Genomic DNA, 18,611 nt, shown 5'->3' on the forward strand with positions numbered 1-18,611 from the left:
ATTTTAAAAAATTTGATTAAGTACATATAGCTAGTCATACAACACAATGTGAAAAAAAATTTAAAAAAATTTTGTTTAGATAGTCAGAACTAAAAAGTAATAAAATATTGAGCTACTCAGACGTGGATTTGACTATTGGGTTGTTAGTGGGAAATTTTTTTGGGAAGAATTATTAATTCTATGTTTTGATTGTAAAAAGATAGTAATACAAGGAAATTGATTATTACCTTTACTCATAGGAGTTTCAAGGAATTGAAGACCTTTAATTGATACTAAATTCAAACTATATTAAAGATTTTACCATACAAACTTTATTTTTGTCACATTAAATTTTACCTATTTCCGCTTATCCAACAATTGCGAGAGTATATTCATATTTTGACGTGTAAGCTTTACTCATGCAGTTGTTCGAGATAAAATTATTCGTAAAATGTGAATTTCAGTTATTAAAAATACATCATGAAGAAAGTTGCAAAATATATTCAAAATAAACCAAGTATAGTACTTATTGTGCAAAGGAAACGCAAAGGATAAGCTCTTATGAGAATTCTTAACGGCTATCAGAGCATCTGTAGAAAACTTCGAAAAAAAATTAGAGAATCAGTTTAAGAATGTCAAAAAAGTTGCTGATGTAGCCAAGTAGGGAATGAGGACTGTTTAAATTAATATTTTTAACGAGCTCATAAAGTCTTTAGAAAGAGAGCTTTTTGGTTTGATTTTTGAGTGTTTTATTATACTCATTCTTATAAAGAGTTTATATTTTAACTGCCTGCAAGAAGAAGGGGAAATTTTTTGGATAATTTTAAAAGAGTGTGGAAACGCTCATTTTGAGCGTTTTTGCAAGTGGCTAAATTATATTATATATTGAGAGAGGGGGTATATATAACATGAAGAGACTCATTTTTGTCGCTGTGACTTTATTTGTATGCGTAGCTATTTTGCTAACGACAGTTGTTGTATCTGCAAGTGTATACCAAATTATACCAACTAAGGGTAGAAGTGAGGTTTTGCGTTTGCCAAACAGCGTGGCAGTTGATTCTAAGGGGTTTATAATTGTAGCTGATACAGACAATTGCAGGATAGTGAAATTTGATCCTACTGGTAAAAAAGTTTTTTCAATTGGAATGAAGGGTAATCAAAAGAATCAGTTTTTGTACCCTGCAGCAGTTACCTGCGATAAGAATGGCAATATATACGTAGCGGATACCGGAAATTCAAGATTAGTAAAGTTATCACCAGATGGTAAGTGGCTTGCTTCATGGGAAAAGGTTAAAGTAAAGCGCGGTAAATTACAGACACCTATGGGAATTGCTGTAGATCGTAAAGGTTATATATACGTTAGTGATTATTCACTAAATAAAATTGTTAAATATAACAGTATAGGACAATTTGTGTCTGAAATAACAAAATTAAATACAAAAGGAGATAAATTGAATTTCCCTCGCGGTATTGCTGTGGATCCAGCTGGAAATCTATATGTAGCTGATAGTGGAAACAATAGGATTGTTGTTATAAACCAAAAAGGTAATGTTGTATCTATATATAACAAAATAAGCAATTATTTCAAACTTCATCACCCCTTAGGTATTGCAATAGATCAAAGTGGTGTGAATATCGCTATCACGGATACTGATTACCATCGAGTTATTTTATATTCTACTAAGATAAGAAAAGCTTATACCTGGGGAAAAAATGAGAAAAACAAATTCAATTTGAATTATCCGACTGATGTGTGTTTTGACTTAGAAGGGAATATTATTGTTGCAGATACGTATAACAGCAGAATAGTAAAAATTGTGATTAAAAAATAACGAAAAGCATGTACCGGTTTTCTCTCAAAAATGATTAGGAATAATTATATATTGAAGATTTGTTTACTATGAATACTGAAATAGGAAATTGAATTAAGGGGAGGAGACCAGAGTTTTTAGTTAAAAAACTTTGCATATGGTGTCCTCCCGTTTATTTTTTGCATTTGCTGAAATTACGGCGACAATATTCAAAAAACATAAAAATATAAACATAAACTAAAAGCAGTTAGTGGCATTAAGAAGGTTAACTACAAATATTAACGCTTGTTGCTATATTTGTTCTTTATTCTTTGCAAGCAAAATTATATTTTTATATGTTCGTATACATCATTTGAAGTTATCATTGTTTAATTATTATGCACCAAAGTTTGACTTAAAAAATAGAATAAAGATTAAGATTATTACATAGACCTACTTTTACACAATCATGTTTTTTAGTGAACACCATTTCGTTTGAGAATAGATTTTATTGAATTTTTGGTTATTTTGATACTACATTTTCTTAAAAGATAGACAAAGATAAGCGCCTATATTCTCATGAAAGCTCTTATTGGTTTTTCAATAATGAGATTTTCGAGGTAAGACGAAAGTTTTTTTGGACTTATCCTCAGAAATACAATATATAGCTTTTCTTACAGAGTGTTTTTAATATACCTAATATTTTTAGAGGTTTTAAATATGCTTTTGTTATTTTCTAATCTGTCACCTTTCGAAATACTTCTCTTGCTTTTTCAAAAATTCTTGAGTTCATGGATTTGGTATAACATACACAGGCAACTTTCCTCCCGTCCTGGTAGTTTTTGAATGTTTCTTTTGAATGGGAGATTATACTTTTTAATTATATTCATGACAGGATGGAGGCAGCCTCAATTATTTTTATAACCTTCTCCTTAGTGTTTTCGCACATTCTTTCGCTGTGGTAAGTATCTTTACACCTATTCGAGTCATAAAATGAAAAAGTAGTTGACAAATCATTGGTGTTAGCGTTACAATATTATTGCAATGTGAAATAAAGAAATTAAAAAATTAAATATGAAGTGAGTGGTCGAAAGGGCAAACCTGTCGAAAGGCAGGGGCGCAAAGCCATGGGCCTGTCGGGAGTAAAACTTCCTATGGTTGCCAGGCTGCCGAAACCTACTCGGGCTTAATAGAGGGTTGAGAAAAGGTTAAAACGGCGTCTGGCTTGACGCCGTTTTATTTTTGGAATGAAATTAAAAAATGGTTCATAGGTATATGTTAAAGTATAAAGAAGATAGTAATCTAAAATTTATATAGATTCTTCTGTAACGCTGAAAGAAGCTATCCCCTAACCCCCTCTTTACAATATTATATATACTTATATATTGGCTGCCGTGCAAAGGCAGCCAATATTAACTTTGTTTAGCTACTGAAAAAAGTTTCTACCACATCATAAAGCTATTCAAAAAAATATAACTATCTTTTCTTAACCGATCATATCCATATGAATTCCGTTTAATATCAAATTATTTTGTTGCATTTTTTTGACCTCCATAGAGCAAAATAATGCAAAATATTAGAAACATATGTGTTATAATTTTGTAATAAAAAGAGTATAAGAAATAAAAGTGTGTATATGGAATGAAAAATAGAAATAGCGTATTGCGTTTTTGACAATTAAACAAACAAATTAGACAAAAAAAATCAATTGGCATGCACATATTTTGGGTGTATAATAAAATCGAAAATTACAATAAACTGAATAAAGGAGGTTAGAGGTTTATGAAGCGTTACAGAAGAATTATTGCCATGGTTGTAACTTTTATATTTATTTTAGGAATGGTATATGGGGTTAAACCATGGCAAGAAGCACGGGCTGGTTCGTTTAACTATGGTGAAGCTTTACAAAAAGCTATCATGTTTTACGAATTTCAAATGTCTGGTAAACTTCCTAATTGGGTACGCAACAATTGGCGTGGCGATTCAGCATTAAAGGATGGTCAAGACAATGGGCTTGATTTAACTGGTGGTTGGTTTGACGCAGGTGATCACGTCAAGTTTAACCTTCCAATGTCATACACTGGTACAATGTTGTCATGGGCAGTGTATGAGTACAAAGATGCATTTGTCAAGAGTGGTCAATTGGAACATATCTTAAACCAAATCGAATGGGTTAATGACTATTTTGTAAAATGCCATCCAAGCAAATATGTATATTACTACCAGGTTGGAGATGGCAGCAAGGACCATGCATGGTGGGGTCCTGCTGAGGTTATGCAAATGGAAAGGCCTTCATTTAAAGTTACACAAAGTAGTCCAGGTTCTGCAGTAGTAGCTGAGACAGCAGCGTCTTTAGCAGCAGCATCAATTGTATTAAAGGATAGAAATCCAACAAAAGCAGCAACATACTTGCAGCATGCAAAAGATTTATACGAGTTTGCAGAAGTTACAAAAAGCGATTCGGGTTACACAGCTGCAAATGGATATTATAATTCATGGAGCGGTTTCTATGATGAACTGTCATGGGCAGCGGTATGGTTGTATTTGGCAACAAATGATTCAACGTATTTAACAAAGGCAGAATCATATGTTCAAAACTGGCCCAAAATTTCAGGCAGCAATATAATCGACTACAAGTGGGCTCATTGCTGGGATGACGTTCATATTGGTGCGGCATTGTTGTTAGCGAAAATTACTGGAAAAGATACTTACAAACAAATTATGGAGAGGCACTTAGATTATTGGACAACAGGTTACAATGGGGAAAGAATTAGGTATACTCCAAAAGGATTAGCATGGCTTGATCAATGGGGTTCTTTAAGATATGCAACAACTACAGCGTTTATAGCATTTGTTTATAGCGATTGGTCTGGTTGTCCAAGTGGTAAAAAAGAAACATATAGAAAATTTGGAGAAAGCCAAATTGATTATGCATTAGGCTCAACTGGAAGAAGCTTTGTTGTTGGATTTGGCACAAATCCACCAAAGAGACCTCATCACAGAACTGCTCATAGCTCATGGGCAGACAGTCAGAGTATACCTTCATATCATAGACATACATTATATGGAGCGCTTGTTGGTGGTCCAGGCTCTGATGATAGCTATACAGATGACATTAGCAACTATGTGAATAATGAGGTAGCATGTGATTACAACGCAGGATTTGTTGGTGCATTGGCAAAGATGTACTTATTGTATGGTGGAAATCCAATACCTGACTTCAAAGCCATTGAAACACCAACAAATGACGAGTTCTTTGTTGAAGCTGGTATAAATGCTTCTGGAACAAACTTTATTGAAATTAAGGCGATTGTTAATAACCAGAGTGGTTGGCCCGCAAGAGCAACAGATAAGCTTAAATTTAGATATTTTGTTGACCTGAGCGAATTAATTAAAGCAGGATATTCACCAAATCAATTAACCTTGAGCACCAATTATAATCAAGGTGCAAAAGTAAGTGGACCTTATGTATGGGATGCTAGCAAAAATATATACTACATTTTAGTAGACTTTACTGGCACATTGATTTATCCAGGTGGTCAAGACAAATATAAGAAAGAAGTTCAATTCAGAATTGCAGCACCACAGAATGTACAGTGGGATAATTCTAACGACTATTCATTCCAGGATATAAAAGGAGTTACAAGTGGTTCAGTTGTTAAAACTAAATATATTCCACTTTATGATGGAGATGTAAAAGTATGGGGTGAGGAACCAGGAACTTCTGGAACAACTCCAACTCCAACACCTACAGTAACTGCTACACCAACCCCAACACCAACAGCAACATCAAGACCTACACCTACACCTACACCAACGCCTACACCTACACCTACACCAACACCAACAGTAACAACAACTCCAACACCGACCCCGACACCGACAGTAACAGCAACCCCAACACCGACACCGACACCTGTTAGCACACCTGCGACAAGCGGGCAGATAAAGGTACTGTATGCTAACAAGGAGACAAACAGCACGACAAACACGATAAGGCCATGGTTGAAGGTAGTGAACACGGGAAGCAGTAGCATAGATTTGAGCAGGGTAACGATAAGGTACTGGTACACGGTAGATGGAGACAAGGCACAGAGTGCGATATCAGACTGGGCACAGATAGGAGCAAGCAATGTAACATTCAAGTTTGTGAAGCTGAGCAGTAGCGTAAGTGGAGCGGACTATTACTTGGAGATAGGATTTAAGAGCGGAGCGGGGCAGTTGCAGCCTGGGAAGGACACAGGGGAGATACAGATAAGGTTTAACAAGAGTGACTGGAGCAATTACAATCAGGGGAATGACTGGTCATGGTTGCAGAGCATGACGAGTTATGGAGAGAATATGAAGGTAACGGCGTATATAGATGGAGTGCTGGTATGGGGTCAGGAGCCGAGTGGAGCGACACCTGCACCGACCCCAACACCGACACCGACAGTAACAGCAACCCCAACACCGACACCGACACCTGTTAGCACACCTGCGACAAGCGGGCAGATAAAGGTACTGTATGCTAACAAGGAGACAAACAGCACGACAAACACGATAAGGCCATGGTTGAAGGTAGTGAACACGGGAAGCAGTAGCATAGATTTGAGCAGGGTAACGATAAGGTACTGGTACACGGTAGATGGAGACAAGGCACAGAGTGCGATATCAGATTGGGCACAGATAGGAGCAAGCAATGTAACATTCAAGTTTGTGAAGCTGAGCAGTAGCGTAAGTGGAGCGGACTATTACTTGGAGATAGGATTTAAGAGCGGAGCGGGGCAGTTGCAGCCTGGTAAAGACACAGGGGAGATACAGATAAGGTTTAACAAGAGTGACTGGAGCAATTACAATCAGGGGAATGACTGGTCATGGTTGCAGAGCATGACGAGTTATGGAGAGAATATGAAGGTAACGGCGTATATAGATGGAGTGCTGGTATGGGGTCAGGAGCCGAGTGGAGCGACACCTGCACCGACCCCAACACCGACACCGACAGTAACAGCAACCCCAACACCGACACCGACACCAGCACCGACACCGACACCGACACCGACACCAACACCAACACCAACACCAACACCGACGGTAACACCGACGCCGACCCCGACGCAGACAGTTGCGCCTACACCGACGCCGAGCAGCACACCGAGCGGGCTTGGCGAATATGGGCAGAGGTTTATGTGGTTATGGAACAAGATACATGATCCTGCGAACGGGTATTTTAACCAGGATGGGATACCATATCATTCGGTAGAGACATTGATATGCGAAGCACCTGATTATGGTCATTTGACCACGAGTGAAGCATTTTCGTACTATGTATGGCTTGAGGCAGTGTATGGGAAGTTAACAGGTGATTGGAGCAAGTTTAAGACGGCATGGGACACATTAGAGAAGTATATGATACCGTCAGCGGAAGATCAGCCGATGAGGACATATGATCCTAACAAGCCAGCGACGTATGCAGGTGAGTGGGAGACACCGGACAAGTATCCATCGCCGCTTGAGTTTAATGTACCTGTTGGCAAAGACCCGTTGCATAATGAGCTTGTGAGCACATATGGTAGCACATTGATGTATGGTATGCACTGGTTGATGGACGTAGACAACTGGTATGGATATGGCAAGAGAGGGGACGGAGTGAGCCGTGCATCATTTATCAACACGTTCCAGAGAGGGCCTGAGGAGTCTGTATGGGAGACTGTACCGCATCCGAGCTGGGAGGACTTCAAGTGGGGCGGACCGAATGGATTTTTAGATCTGTTTATTAAGGATCAGAACTATTCGAAGCAGTGGAGATACACGAATGCACCTGATGCGGATGCGAGAGCTATTCAGGCTACTTACTGGGCGAAGGTATGGGCGAAGGAGCAAGGTAAGTTTAATGAGATAAGCAGCTATGTAGCGAAGGCAGCGAAGATGGGTGACTATTTGAGGTATGCGATGTTTGACAAGTATTTCAAGCCATTAGGATGTCAGGACAAGAATGCGGCTGGAGGAACAGGGTATGACAGTGCACATTATCTGTTATCATGGTATTATGCATGGGGCGGAGCATTGGATGGAGCATGGTCATGGAAGATAGGTTGCAGCCATGTGCACTTTGGATATCAGAATCCGATGGCTGCATGGGCATTAGCGAATGATAGTGATATGAAGCCGAAGTCACCGAACGGAGCGAGTGACTGGGCGAAGAGTTTGAAGAGGCAGATAGAATTTTACAGGTGGTTGCAGTCAGCGGAGGGAGCGATAGCAGGAGGCGCGACAAATTCATGGAATGGCAGGTACGAGAAATATCCGGCAGGTACAGCGACATTTTATGGAATGGCGTATGACCCGAACCCGGTATATCGAGATCCTGGCAGCAACACATGGTTTGGATTCCAGGCATGGTCGATGCAGAGGGTAGCGGAGTATTACTATGTGACAGGAGATAAGGAGGCAGGTGCACTGCTTGAGAAGTGGGTAAGCTGGATAAAGAGTGTAGTGAAGTTGAACAGTGATGGTACATTTGCGATACCATCGACGCTTGATTGGAGTGGGCAGCCAGACACATGGAATGGGACATATACAGGTAATCCGAACTTGCATGTGAAGGTAGTAGATTATGGTACGGATTTAGGAATAACGGCATCACTTGCGAATGCACTACTTTATTACAGTGCAGGGACGAAGAAGTATGGGGTATTTGATGAGGAAGCGAAGAATTTAGCGAAGGAATTGCTGGACAGGATGTGGAAGTTGTACAGGGATGACAAGGGATTGTCAGCGCCAGAGAAGAGAGCGGACTACAAGAGATTTTTTGAGCAAGAGGTATACATTCCGGCAGGATGGACAGGGAAGATGCCGAATGGAGATGTAATAAAGAGTGGAGTTAAGTTTATAGACATAAGGAGCAAGTACAAACAAGATCCTGATTGGCCGAAGTTAGAGGCGGCATACAAGTCAGGGCAGGTACCGGAGTTCAGATATCACAGGTTCTGGGCACAGTGCGACATAGCAATTGCTAATGCAACATATGAAATTCTGTTCGGCAATCAATAATAAGTAGGTAAATGAAAATTTAGCGGGGTAGCACATCTATAGGTATAGTGTGCTGCCTCGCTAAAATCCTGTATAGAGGTGTTCAAAAAATAGTACAAAAAATAAAGAAGTATAATGGCATAAATGCATAAAAAAGAGGGAGTTAGGTTTTATGATAAGAGTAAAAACAAAAATAGGAAAGAAATGGTTGAGCATACTATGTACAGTTGTTTTTTTATTGAACATTTTGTTTATAGCAAATGTAACGAATTTACCCAAAGTTAATGCGGCTACATCTAATGATGGAGTAGTGAAGATAGACACAAGCACGTTAATAGGAACCAATCACGCACATTGCTGGTACAGAGATAAACTGGAGACGGCATTGCGAGGAATAAGGTCATGGGGTATGAACTCTGTGAGGGTAGTGCTAAGTAATGGTTACCGATGGACGAAGATACCAGCAAGTGAAGTAGCAAATATTATATCATTATCAAGAAGTCTTGGGTTCAGAGCTATAGTATTAGAAGTTCACGACACGACAGGATATGGTGAGGACGGGGCAGCATGTTCATTGGCGCAAGCAGTGGAATATTGGAAGGAGATAAAGAGTGTATTAGACGGTAACGAAGATTTTGTAATTATAAACATTGGTAATGAGCCGTATGGGAACAATAACTATCAAAACTGGGTTAATGACACAAAGAATGCTATAAAAGCGCTGAGGGATGCGGGATTCAAGCACATGATAATGGTGGATGCGCCGAACTGGGGTCAGGATTGGTCTAATACTATGAGAGACAATGCTCAGAGCATAATGGAAGCAGATCCGCTGCGCAATTTGGTATTTTCGATTCATATGTACGGTGTATACAATACAGCAAGCAAGGTAGAAGAATATATCAAGTCATTTGTGGAGAAAGGGCTGCCATTGGTTATTGGGGAATTTGGGCATCAGCATACAGATGGTGATCCTGACGAGGAAGCTATTGTCAGGTATGCAAAACAATACAAGATAGGACTTTTTAGCTGGTCTTGGTGTGGCAATTCAAGCTATGTAGGGTACTTGGACATGGTAAACAATTGGGACCCCAATAATCCAACTCCATGGGGACAATGGTATAAAACCAATGCAATTGGTACATCTTCTACACCAACACCTACGCCGACAGTAACTCCGACCCCGACCCCGACAGTAACAGTAACAGCAACCCCGACCCCGACACCGACACCTGTTAGCACACCTGCGACAAGCGGACAGATAAAGGTACTGTATGCTAACAAGGAGACAAACAGCACGACAAACACGATAAGGCCATGGTTGAAGGTAGTAAATAGTGGTAGCAGTGCGATAGATTTGAGCAGGGTAACGATAAGGTACTGGTACACGGTGGATGGAGACAAGGCACAGAGTGCGGTATCAGATTGGGCACAGATAGGAGCAAGCAATGTAACATTCAAGTTTGTGAAGCTGAGCAGTAGCGTAAATGGAGCGGACTATTACTTGGAGATAGGATTTAAGAGTGGAGCGGGGCAGTTGCAGCCTGGGAAGGACACAGGGGAGATACAGATAAGGTTTAACAAGAGTGACTGGAGCAATTACAATCAGGGGAATGACTGGTCATGGTTGCAGAGCATGACGAGTTATGGAGAGAATATGAAGGTAACGGCGTATATAGATGGGGTGCTGGTATGGGGTCAGGAGCCGAGTGGAGCGACACCTGCACCGACAGTGACGGTTGCACCGACACCAACACCGACACCGACAGTAACAGCAACCCCGACCCCGACACCGACACCTGTTAGCACACCTGCGACAAGCGGACAGATAAAGGTACTGTATGCTAACAAGGAGACAAACAGCACGACAAACACGATAAGGCCATGGTTGAAGGTAGTGAACACGGGAAGCAGTAGCATAGATTTGAGCAGGGTAACGATAAGGTACTGGTACACGGTAGATGGAGACAAGGCACAGAGTGCGGTATCAGATTGGGCACAGATAGGGGCAAGCAATGTAACATTCAAGTTTGTGAAGCTGAGCAGTAGCGTAAGTGGAGCGGACTATTACTTGGAGATAGGATTTAAGAGTGGAGCGGGGCAGTTGCAGCCTGGGAAGGACACAGGGGAGATACAGATAAGGTTTAACAAGAGTGACTGGAGCAATTACAATCAGGGGAATGACTGGTCATGGTTGCAGAGCATGACGAGTTATGGAGAGAATATGAAGGTAACGGCGTATATAGATGGGGTGCTGGTATGGGGTCAGGAGCCGAGTGGAGCGACACCTGCGCCGACAGTGACGGTTGCACCGACACCAACACCGACAGTGACACCTGCGCCGACAGTAACAGTAACACCAACTCCAACGCCAACACTGACCCCTACACCGACACCAACAGTAACACCATTACCGACAATATCGCCATCTCCATCTGTTGTTGAAATTACAATAAATACAAATGCAGGAAGAACGCAAATTAGCCCGTATATATATGGTGCAAACCAAGATATTGAGGGGGTTGTGCACCCAGCAAGAAGATTAGGTGGAAATAGACTAACAGGATATAATTGGGAAAACAATTTCTCAAATGCAGGGAATGATTGGTATCATTCAAGTGATGACTATTTATGCTGGAGTATGGGAATTTCAGGTGAAGATGCAAAGGTTCCAGCAGCAGTGGTATCTAAATTTCATGAGTATTCCCTTAAAAACAATGCTTATTCTGCTGTAACTTTGCAAATGGCAGGATATGTGTCAAAAGATAATTATGGGACAGTTAGTGAAAATGAAACAGCTCCATCTAATAGGTGGGCAGAAGTGAAATTTAAAAAAGATGCTCCACTATCTTTAAATCCAGACTTGAATGATAACTTTGTTTATATGGATGAGTTCATAAATTATTTGATCAACAAATACGGAACGGCTTCTTCACCTACCGGGATAAAAGGATATATACTTGATAATGAGCCTGATTTGTGGGCATCAACACATCCACGCATACATCCTAATAAAGTATTATGCAAAGAGCTGATTGATAAATCTGTTGAACTTGCAAAAGTTATAAAAACCCTTGATCCTTCAGCTGAAGTTTTTGGATATGCATCATATGGGTTTATGGGTTATTATAGTTTACAGGATGCCCCTGATTGGAATCAGGTTAAAGGAGAACACAGATGGTTTATTAGCTGGTATCTTGAACAGATGAAAAAGGCATCAGACAGTTTTGGCAAAAGACTATTGGATGTGCTTGATTTACATTGGTATCCAGAAGCACGAGGCAATAACATTCGCATATGCTTTGATGGTGAAAATGACACTTCAAAAGAAGTTGCTATAGCTAGGATGCAAGCACCGAGAACACTATGGGACCCGACATATAAAACATCAGTGAAAGGACAAATTACGGCTGGCGAGAACAGCTGGATAAACCAGTGGTTTTCAGATTATCTGCCAATTATACCAAACATAAAAGCGGACATTGAAAAATATTTTCCTGGTACTAAATTGGCTATAAGCGAGTTTGACTATGGCGGGCGAAATCATATTTCTGGTGGCATAGCCTTAGCAGATGTACTTGGTATATTTGGTAAGTATGGGGTGTACTTTGCGGCAAGATGGGGCGATTCTGGTAGTTATGCAGCAGCTGCATATAACATTTATCTTAATTATGATGGAAAAGGTTCAAAATATGGCAATACAAATGTAAGTGCAAATACGAGTGATGTTGAAAATGTGCCAGTTTATGCCTCAATAAATGGACAGGATGATTCTGAGCTTCATATTATACTAATAAACAGAAACTATGATCAAAAATTACAAGTCAAAATAAGCATAACAAGCACAACGAAATATACAAAAGCAGAAATATATGGGTTTGACAGTTACAGCCCTGCTGTAAGGAAGATGGGGAATATAGATAATATTGAGAACAATATATTTACACTTGAAGTTCCAAATTTAACGGTGTATCACATAGTATTACGTTAGATTTCAATGTAAGCATAATAAGGATACGAAATTATGCTAAAAATTCATAGGGAATTTGGTTTTTATGAGGGCTCTGGTGTAATGCCAAAGTGGCAATTGATGTTGTAACTTTGTGTTTAAGAATTGTGTCAAATATGTTGATAGTATTTTTGTACAGAGGTTGAAATATTTTAAATGAGTATTGACATTTTAAATAGACTGAGAGTATAAATGTGAAGCTTTAAAATTTGGGAAAAAGAGTGATAACTTCAAAGTAAGGTTTTTAAAATTAGATACTGTGGAAGAAAAAGCTTTAACTGAGTTTTTAATGATGAACAATTTCTATAAAGTCAATGTACCACATATGGTATATGTAAGATTAACATAAGAAAAGAGGTTTAAATAAAAGTCGGAAAATATTTAGGTTTACGCTGCTCGATGTGATGTAAGACTTTCGGCAGCACCAGAGCCTTTGTTTAAAGTTTTGCTCATATTAAGAATTTCGTAATTACAAATAAGCTTTCAAAAAATGGTAACATAAAGTGTCAAAATTGAACAACTAAATAGTGTCGCCAATTTGTTTTCGACAGAATGTAAAATTAAAAATTTAAAAATAAGAAGAGGAGGTTAGTGGATAAAATGAAAAGAAATCTATTTAGAATTGTTTCTCGAGTTGTATTAATAGCGTTTATTGCTAGTATTTCTCTGGTTGGTGCAATGAGTTATTTTCCAGTGGAAACTCAAGCTGCGCCGGACTGGAGTATTCCAAGTTTATGTGAGAGTTATAAAAACGATTTTATGATAGGCGTGGCAATACCTGCAAGATGTTTGAGCAATGATACTGACAAACGAATGGTATTGAAACATTTTAACAGTATAACGGCAGAGAATGAAATGAAGCCGGAAAGCTTATTAGCTGGTTTGACAAGTAGTGGGTTAAGTTACAGATTTAGTACTGCTGATGCTTTTGTTGACTTTGCGTGGACAAACAAGATAGGTATAAGAGGTCATACATTAGTTTGGCATAATCAGACACCTGATTGGTTCTTTAAAGATAGTAATGGACAAAGATTATCCAAAGATGCATTATTAGCAAGACTAAAGCAATATATTTATGATGTTGTTGGAAGATATAAAGGGAAAGTGTATGCATGGGACGTTGTCAATGAAGCTATCGATGAGAATCAGTCAGATGGTTATAGACGTTCGACATGGTATGAAATTTGTGGTCCTGAGTACATTGAAAAAGCATTTATATGGGCTCATGAAGCAGACCCGAACGCAAAGCTATTCTATAATGACTACAATACCGAGATTTCCAAGAAAAGAGATTTTATATACAACATGGTAAAAAATCTTAAATCCAAAGGTATACCTATTCATGGTATTGGCATGCAATGTCATATAAATGTTAACTGGCCATCTGTTAGCGAAATAGAAAACAGCATTAAGTTATTTAGTTCGATACCAGGTATTGAGATTCACATTACAGAACTTGATATGAGCTTATACAACTACGGCTCCAGTGAAAATTATTCTACACCACCACAGGATTTACTTCAAAAGCAGGCTCAGAAATACAAAGAGATATTTACAATGCTGAAAAAATACAAAAATGTAGTGAAAAGTGTTACTTTTTGGGGATTGAAAGATGATTATTCGTGGTTAAGATCATTCTACGGTAAGAATGATTGGCCGTTGTTGTTTTTTGAAGATTATAGTGCGAAGCCAGCCTACTGGGCAGTAATTGAAGCTTCTGGGGTAACAACATCATCTCCGACAACAACACCTACGCCGACAGTAACTCCAACCCCGACCCCGACCCCGACAGTAACAGTAACAGCAACCCCGACCCCGACACCGACACCTGTTAGCACACCTGCGACAAGCGGACAGATAAAGGTACTGTATGCTAACAAGGAGACAAACAGCACGACAAACACGATAAGGCCATGGTTGAAGGTAGTGAACACGGGAAGCAGTAGCATAGATTTGAGCAGGGTAACGATAAGGTACTGGTACACGGTAGATGGAGACAAGGCACAGAGTGCGATATCAGACTGGGCACAGATAGGAGCAAGCAATGTAACATTCAAGTTTGTGAAGCTGAGCAGTAGCGTAAGTGGAGCGGACTATTACTTGGAGATAGGATTTAAGAGTGGAGCGGGGCAGTTGCAGCCTGGGAAGGACACAGGGGAGATACAGATAAGGTTTAACAAGAGTGACTGGAGCAATTACAATCAGGGGAATGACTGGTCATGGTTGCAGAGCATGACGAGTTATGGAGAGAATATGAAGGTAACGGCGTATATAGATGGGGTGCTGGTATGGGGTCAGGAGCCGAGTGGAGCGACACCTGCACCGACAGTGACGGTTGCACCGACACCAACACCGACAGTGACACCTACACCTACACCAACGCCGACCCCGACACCGACACCTGTTAGCACACCTGCGACAAGCGGACAGATAAAGGTACTGTATGCTAACAAGGAGACAAACAGCACGACAAACACGATAAGGCCATGGTTGAAGGTAGTGAACACGGGAAGCAGTAGCATAGATTTGAGCAGGGTAACGATAAGGTACTGGTACACGGTAGATGGAGACAAGGCACAGAGTGCGATATCAGACTGGGCACAGATAGGAGCAAGCAATGTAACATTCAAGTTTGTGAAGCTGAGCAGTAGCGTAAGTGGAGCGGACTATTACTTGGAGATAGGATTTAAGAGTGGAGCGGGGCAGTTGCAGCCTGGTAAAGACACAGGAGAGATACAGATAAGGTTTAACAAGAGTGACTGGAGCAATTACAATCAGGGGAATGACTGGTCATGGTTGCAGAGCATGACGAGTTATGGAGAGAATATGAAGGTAACGGCGTATATAGATGGGGTGCTGGTATGGGGTCAGGAGCCGAGTGGAGCGACACCTGCACCGACAGTGACGGTTGCACCGACACCAACACCGACAGTGACACCTACACCTACACCAACGCCGACCCCGACAGTGACACCAACACCAACCCCAACACCTTCTCCGACTTCTACACCGGCTAATATTGAATCGTCAGCTGAAAATGCAAAAATATATTTTGCAAACAATAAATACTACTTGTTCAATAATACATGGGGAAAAAACTCTGCTGGAAGTGGTTGGTGGTCTAAAATATATTTTAATTCTTATGATATGAATACTTATCAATCGGATATGGGATGGAGCTTTTATTTCCCGAATGTTAATCCTTATGATGTTAAAGCGTATCAGTCGATAGTATGTGGATGGCATTGGACTGATGGTTGTGGCGTTGGAACAGGGTTGCCTGTTCAGGTTTCATCAAATACAGGTATCTATACAACTGTTAGCTACAGCATAACAGGTGTTGAGAATAGCTGTATGAATTTTGCATATGATATTTGGTTGGCTAATACGAATCAACCGACTTGGAGTACAACTCCAACTGATGAGATAATGATATGGCTAAATAGATGGAATGGTGCAGGACCGTTGGGGAATAAGGTTGCGACAGTTAATATAGCTGGAGCAACGTGGGATGTGTATGAAGGCAATATTGGCTGGAATGTATACTCATTTGTTAGAACAACAGGCACTACAACTGCAAATTTCAATATAATGGATTTTGTAAATTGGCTGGTGAATCAGAGAGGTTTGAATCCATCAAAGTATATAATTAGCGTTGAAGTTGGAACTGAGGTATTTTATGGGCAGGCGACGGTTAAGATCACAAATTATGCTGTAAATGTGGGAACTCCAATTTATTCAACACCGACACCAGCACCGACTCCGACAGCGACGCCGACACCAACACCAACACCGACGGTAACACCGACGCCGACCCCGACGCAGACAGTTGCGCCTACACCGACGCCGAGCAGCACACCGAGCGGGCTTGGCGAGTATGGGCAGAGGTTTATGTGGTTATGGAACAAGATACATGATCCTTCGAACGGGTATTTTAACCAGGATGGGATACCATATCATTCGGTAGAGACATTGATATGCGAAGCACCTGATTATGGTCATTTGACCACGAGTGAAGCATTTTCGTACTATGTATGGCTTGAGGCAGTGTATGGGAAGTTAACAGGTGATTGGAGCAAATTTAAGACGGCATGGGACACATTAGAGAAGTATATGATACCGTCGGCTGAAGATCAGCCGATGAGGACATATGATCCTAACAAGCCAGCGACGTATGCAGGTGAGTGGGAGACACCGGACAAGTATCCATCGCCGCTTGAGTTTAATGTACCTGTTGGCAAAGACCCATTGCATAATGAGCTTGTGAGCACATATGGTAGCACATTGATGTATGGTATGCACTGGTTGATGGACGTAGACAACTGGTATGGATATGGCAAGAGAGGGGACGGAGTGAGCCGTGCATCATTTATCAACACGTTCCAGAGAGGGCCTGAGGAGTCTGTATGGGAGACTGTACCGCATCCGAGCTGGGAGGACTTCAAGTGGGGCGGACCGAATGGATTTTTAGATCTGTTTATTAAGGATCAGAACTATTCGAAGCAGTGGAGATACACGAATGCACCTGATGCGGATGCGAGAGCTATTCAGGCTACTTACTGGGCGAAGGTATGGGCGAAGGAGCAAGGTAAGTTTAATGAGATAAGCAGCTATGTAGCGAAGGCAGCGAAGATGGGTGACTATTTGAGGTATGCGATGTTTGACAAGTATTTCAAGCCATTAGGATGTCAGGACAAGAATGCGGCTGGAGGAACAGGGTATGACAGTGCACATTATCTGTTATCATGGTATTATGCATGGGGCGGAGCATTGGATGGAGCATGGTCATGGAAGATAGGTTGCAGCCATGTGCACTTTGGATATCAGAATCCGATGGCTGCATGGGCATTAGCGAATGATAGTGATATGAAGCCGAAGTCACCGAACGGAGCGAGTGACTGGGCGAAGAGTTTGAAGAGGCAGATAGAATTTTACAGGTGGTTGCAGTCAGCGGAGGGAGCGATAGCAGGAGGCGCGACAAATTCATGGAATGGCAGGTACGAGAAATATCCGGCAGGTACAGCGACATTTTATGGAATGGCGTATGACCCGAACCCGGTATATCGAGATCCTGGCAGCAACACATGGTTTGGATTCCAGGCATGGTCGATGCAGAGGGTAGCGGAGTATTACTATGTGACAGGAGATAAGGAGGCAGGTGCACTGCTTGAGAAGTGGGTAAGCTGGATAAAGAGTGTAGTGAAGTTGAACAGTGATGGTACATTTGCGATACCATCGACGCTTGATTGGAGTGGGCAGCCAGACACATGGAATGGGACATATACAGGTAATCCGAACTTGCATGTGAAGGTAGTAGATTATGGTACGGATTTAGGAATAACGGCATCACTTGCGAATGCACTACTTTATTACAGTGCAGGGACGAAGAAGTATGGGGTATTTGATGAGGAAGCGAAGAATTTAGCGAAGGAATTGCTGGACAGGATGTGGAAGTTGTACAGGGATGACAAGGGATTGTCAGCGCCAGAGAAGAGAGCGGACTACAAGAGATTTTTTGAGCAAGAGGTATACATTCCGGCAGGATGGACAGGGAAGATGCCGAATGGAGATGTAATAAAGAGTGGAGTTAAGTTTATAGACATAAGGAGCAAGTACAAACAAGATCCTGATTGGCCGAAGTTAGAGGCGGCATACAAGTCAGGGCAGGCACCGGAGTTCAGATATCACAGGTTCTGGGCACAGTGCGACATAGCAATAGCTAATGCAACATATGAAATTCTATTCGGCAATCAGTAAGAATCTGTAAAAAGAAGATGAATAAAAAAATTTATGGATATGCTTATGAGGAGGGGTGGTATAGA

General features: G+C 40.9%; 4 protein-coding genes and 1 riboswitch. All 4 genes read left to right on the plus strand.

The window, feature by feature from the left end:
* Nucleotides 1-887 precede the first annotated feature (887 nt).
* The 4 genes from OTJ99_RS04230 (at nt 888) to OTJ99_RS04245 (ending at nt 18,546) form a co-directional block, all read left to right on the plus strand.
* A complete protein-coding gene (locus OTJ99_RS04230) occupies nt 888-1,811 on the plus strand; it encodes an NHL repeat-containing protein (protein WP_045165100.1) in 924 nt (307 codons plus the stop codon).
* Between the two features lie 1,042 nt (nt 1,812-2,853).
* Nucleotides 2,854-2,943, plus strand: a riboswitch (cyclic di-GMP riboswitch).
* Between the two features lie 608 nt (nt 2,944-3,551).
* Nucleotides 3,552-8,801: a glycoside hydrolase family 48 protein gene (locus OTJ99_RS04235; RefSeq protein WP_045165099.1), complete on the plus strand. Its 5,250-nt coding sequence runs from the start codon at nt 3,552-3,554 to the stop codon at nt 8,799-8,801.
* A gap of 154 nt (nt 8,802-8,955) precedes the next feature.
* A complete protein-coding gene (locus OTJ99_RS04240; RefSeq protein ID WP_045165560.1) occupies nt 8,956-12,771 on the plus strand; it encodes a glycoside hydrolase family 44 protein in 3,816 nt (1,271 codons plus the stop codon).
* Between the two features lie 618 nt (nt 12,772-13,389).
* On the plus strand, nt 13,390-18,546 hold the full coding sequence (locus OTJ99_RS04245; RefSeq protein ID WP_083943509.1) for a glycoside hydrolase family 48 protein: 5,157 nt from the start codon (nt 13,390-13,392) through the stop codon (nt 18,544-18,546).
* The last annotated feature ends 65 nt before the right edge of the window (nt 18,547-18,611 follow it).

The organism is Caldicellulosiruptor naganoensis (genome assembly GCF_026914285.1).
Taxonomy (GTDB): Bacteria; Bacillota; Thermoanaerobacteria; order Caldicellulosiruptorales; family Caldicellulosiruptoraceae; genus Caldicellulosiruptor; species Caldicellulosiruptor naganoensis.

Coding starts and splice junctions, on each gene's coding strand:
- OTJ99_RS04230 (WP_045165100.1), top strand. CDS start 888: ATGAAGAGACTCATTTTTGTCGCTGTGACTTTATTTGTATGCGTAGCT.
- OTJ99_RS04235 (WP_045165099.1), top strand. CDS start 3,552: ATGAAGCGTTACAGAAGAATTATTGCCATGGTTGTAACTTTTATATTT.
- OTJ99_RS04245 (WP_083943509.1), top strand. CDS start 13,390: ATGAAAAGAAATCTATTTAGAATTGTTTCTCGAGTTGTATTAATAGCG.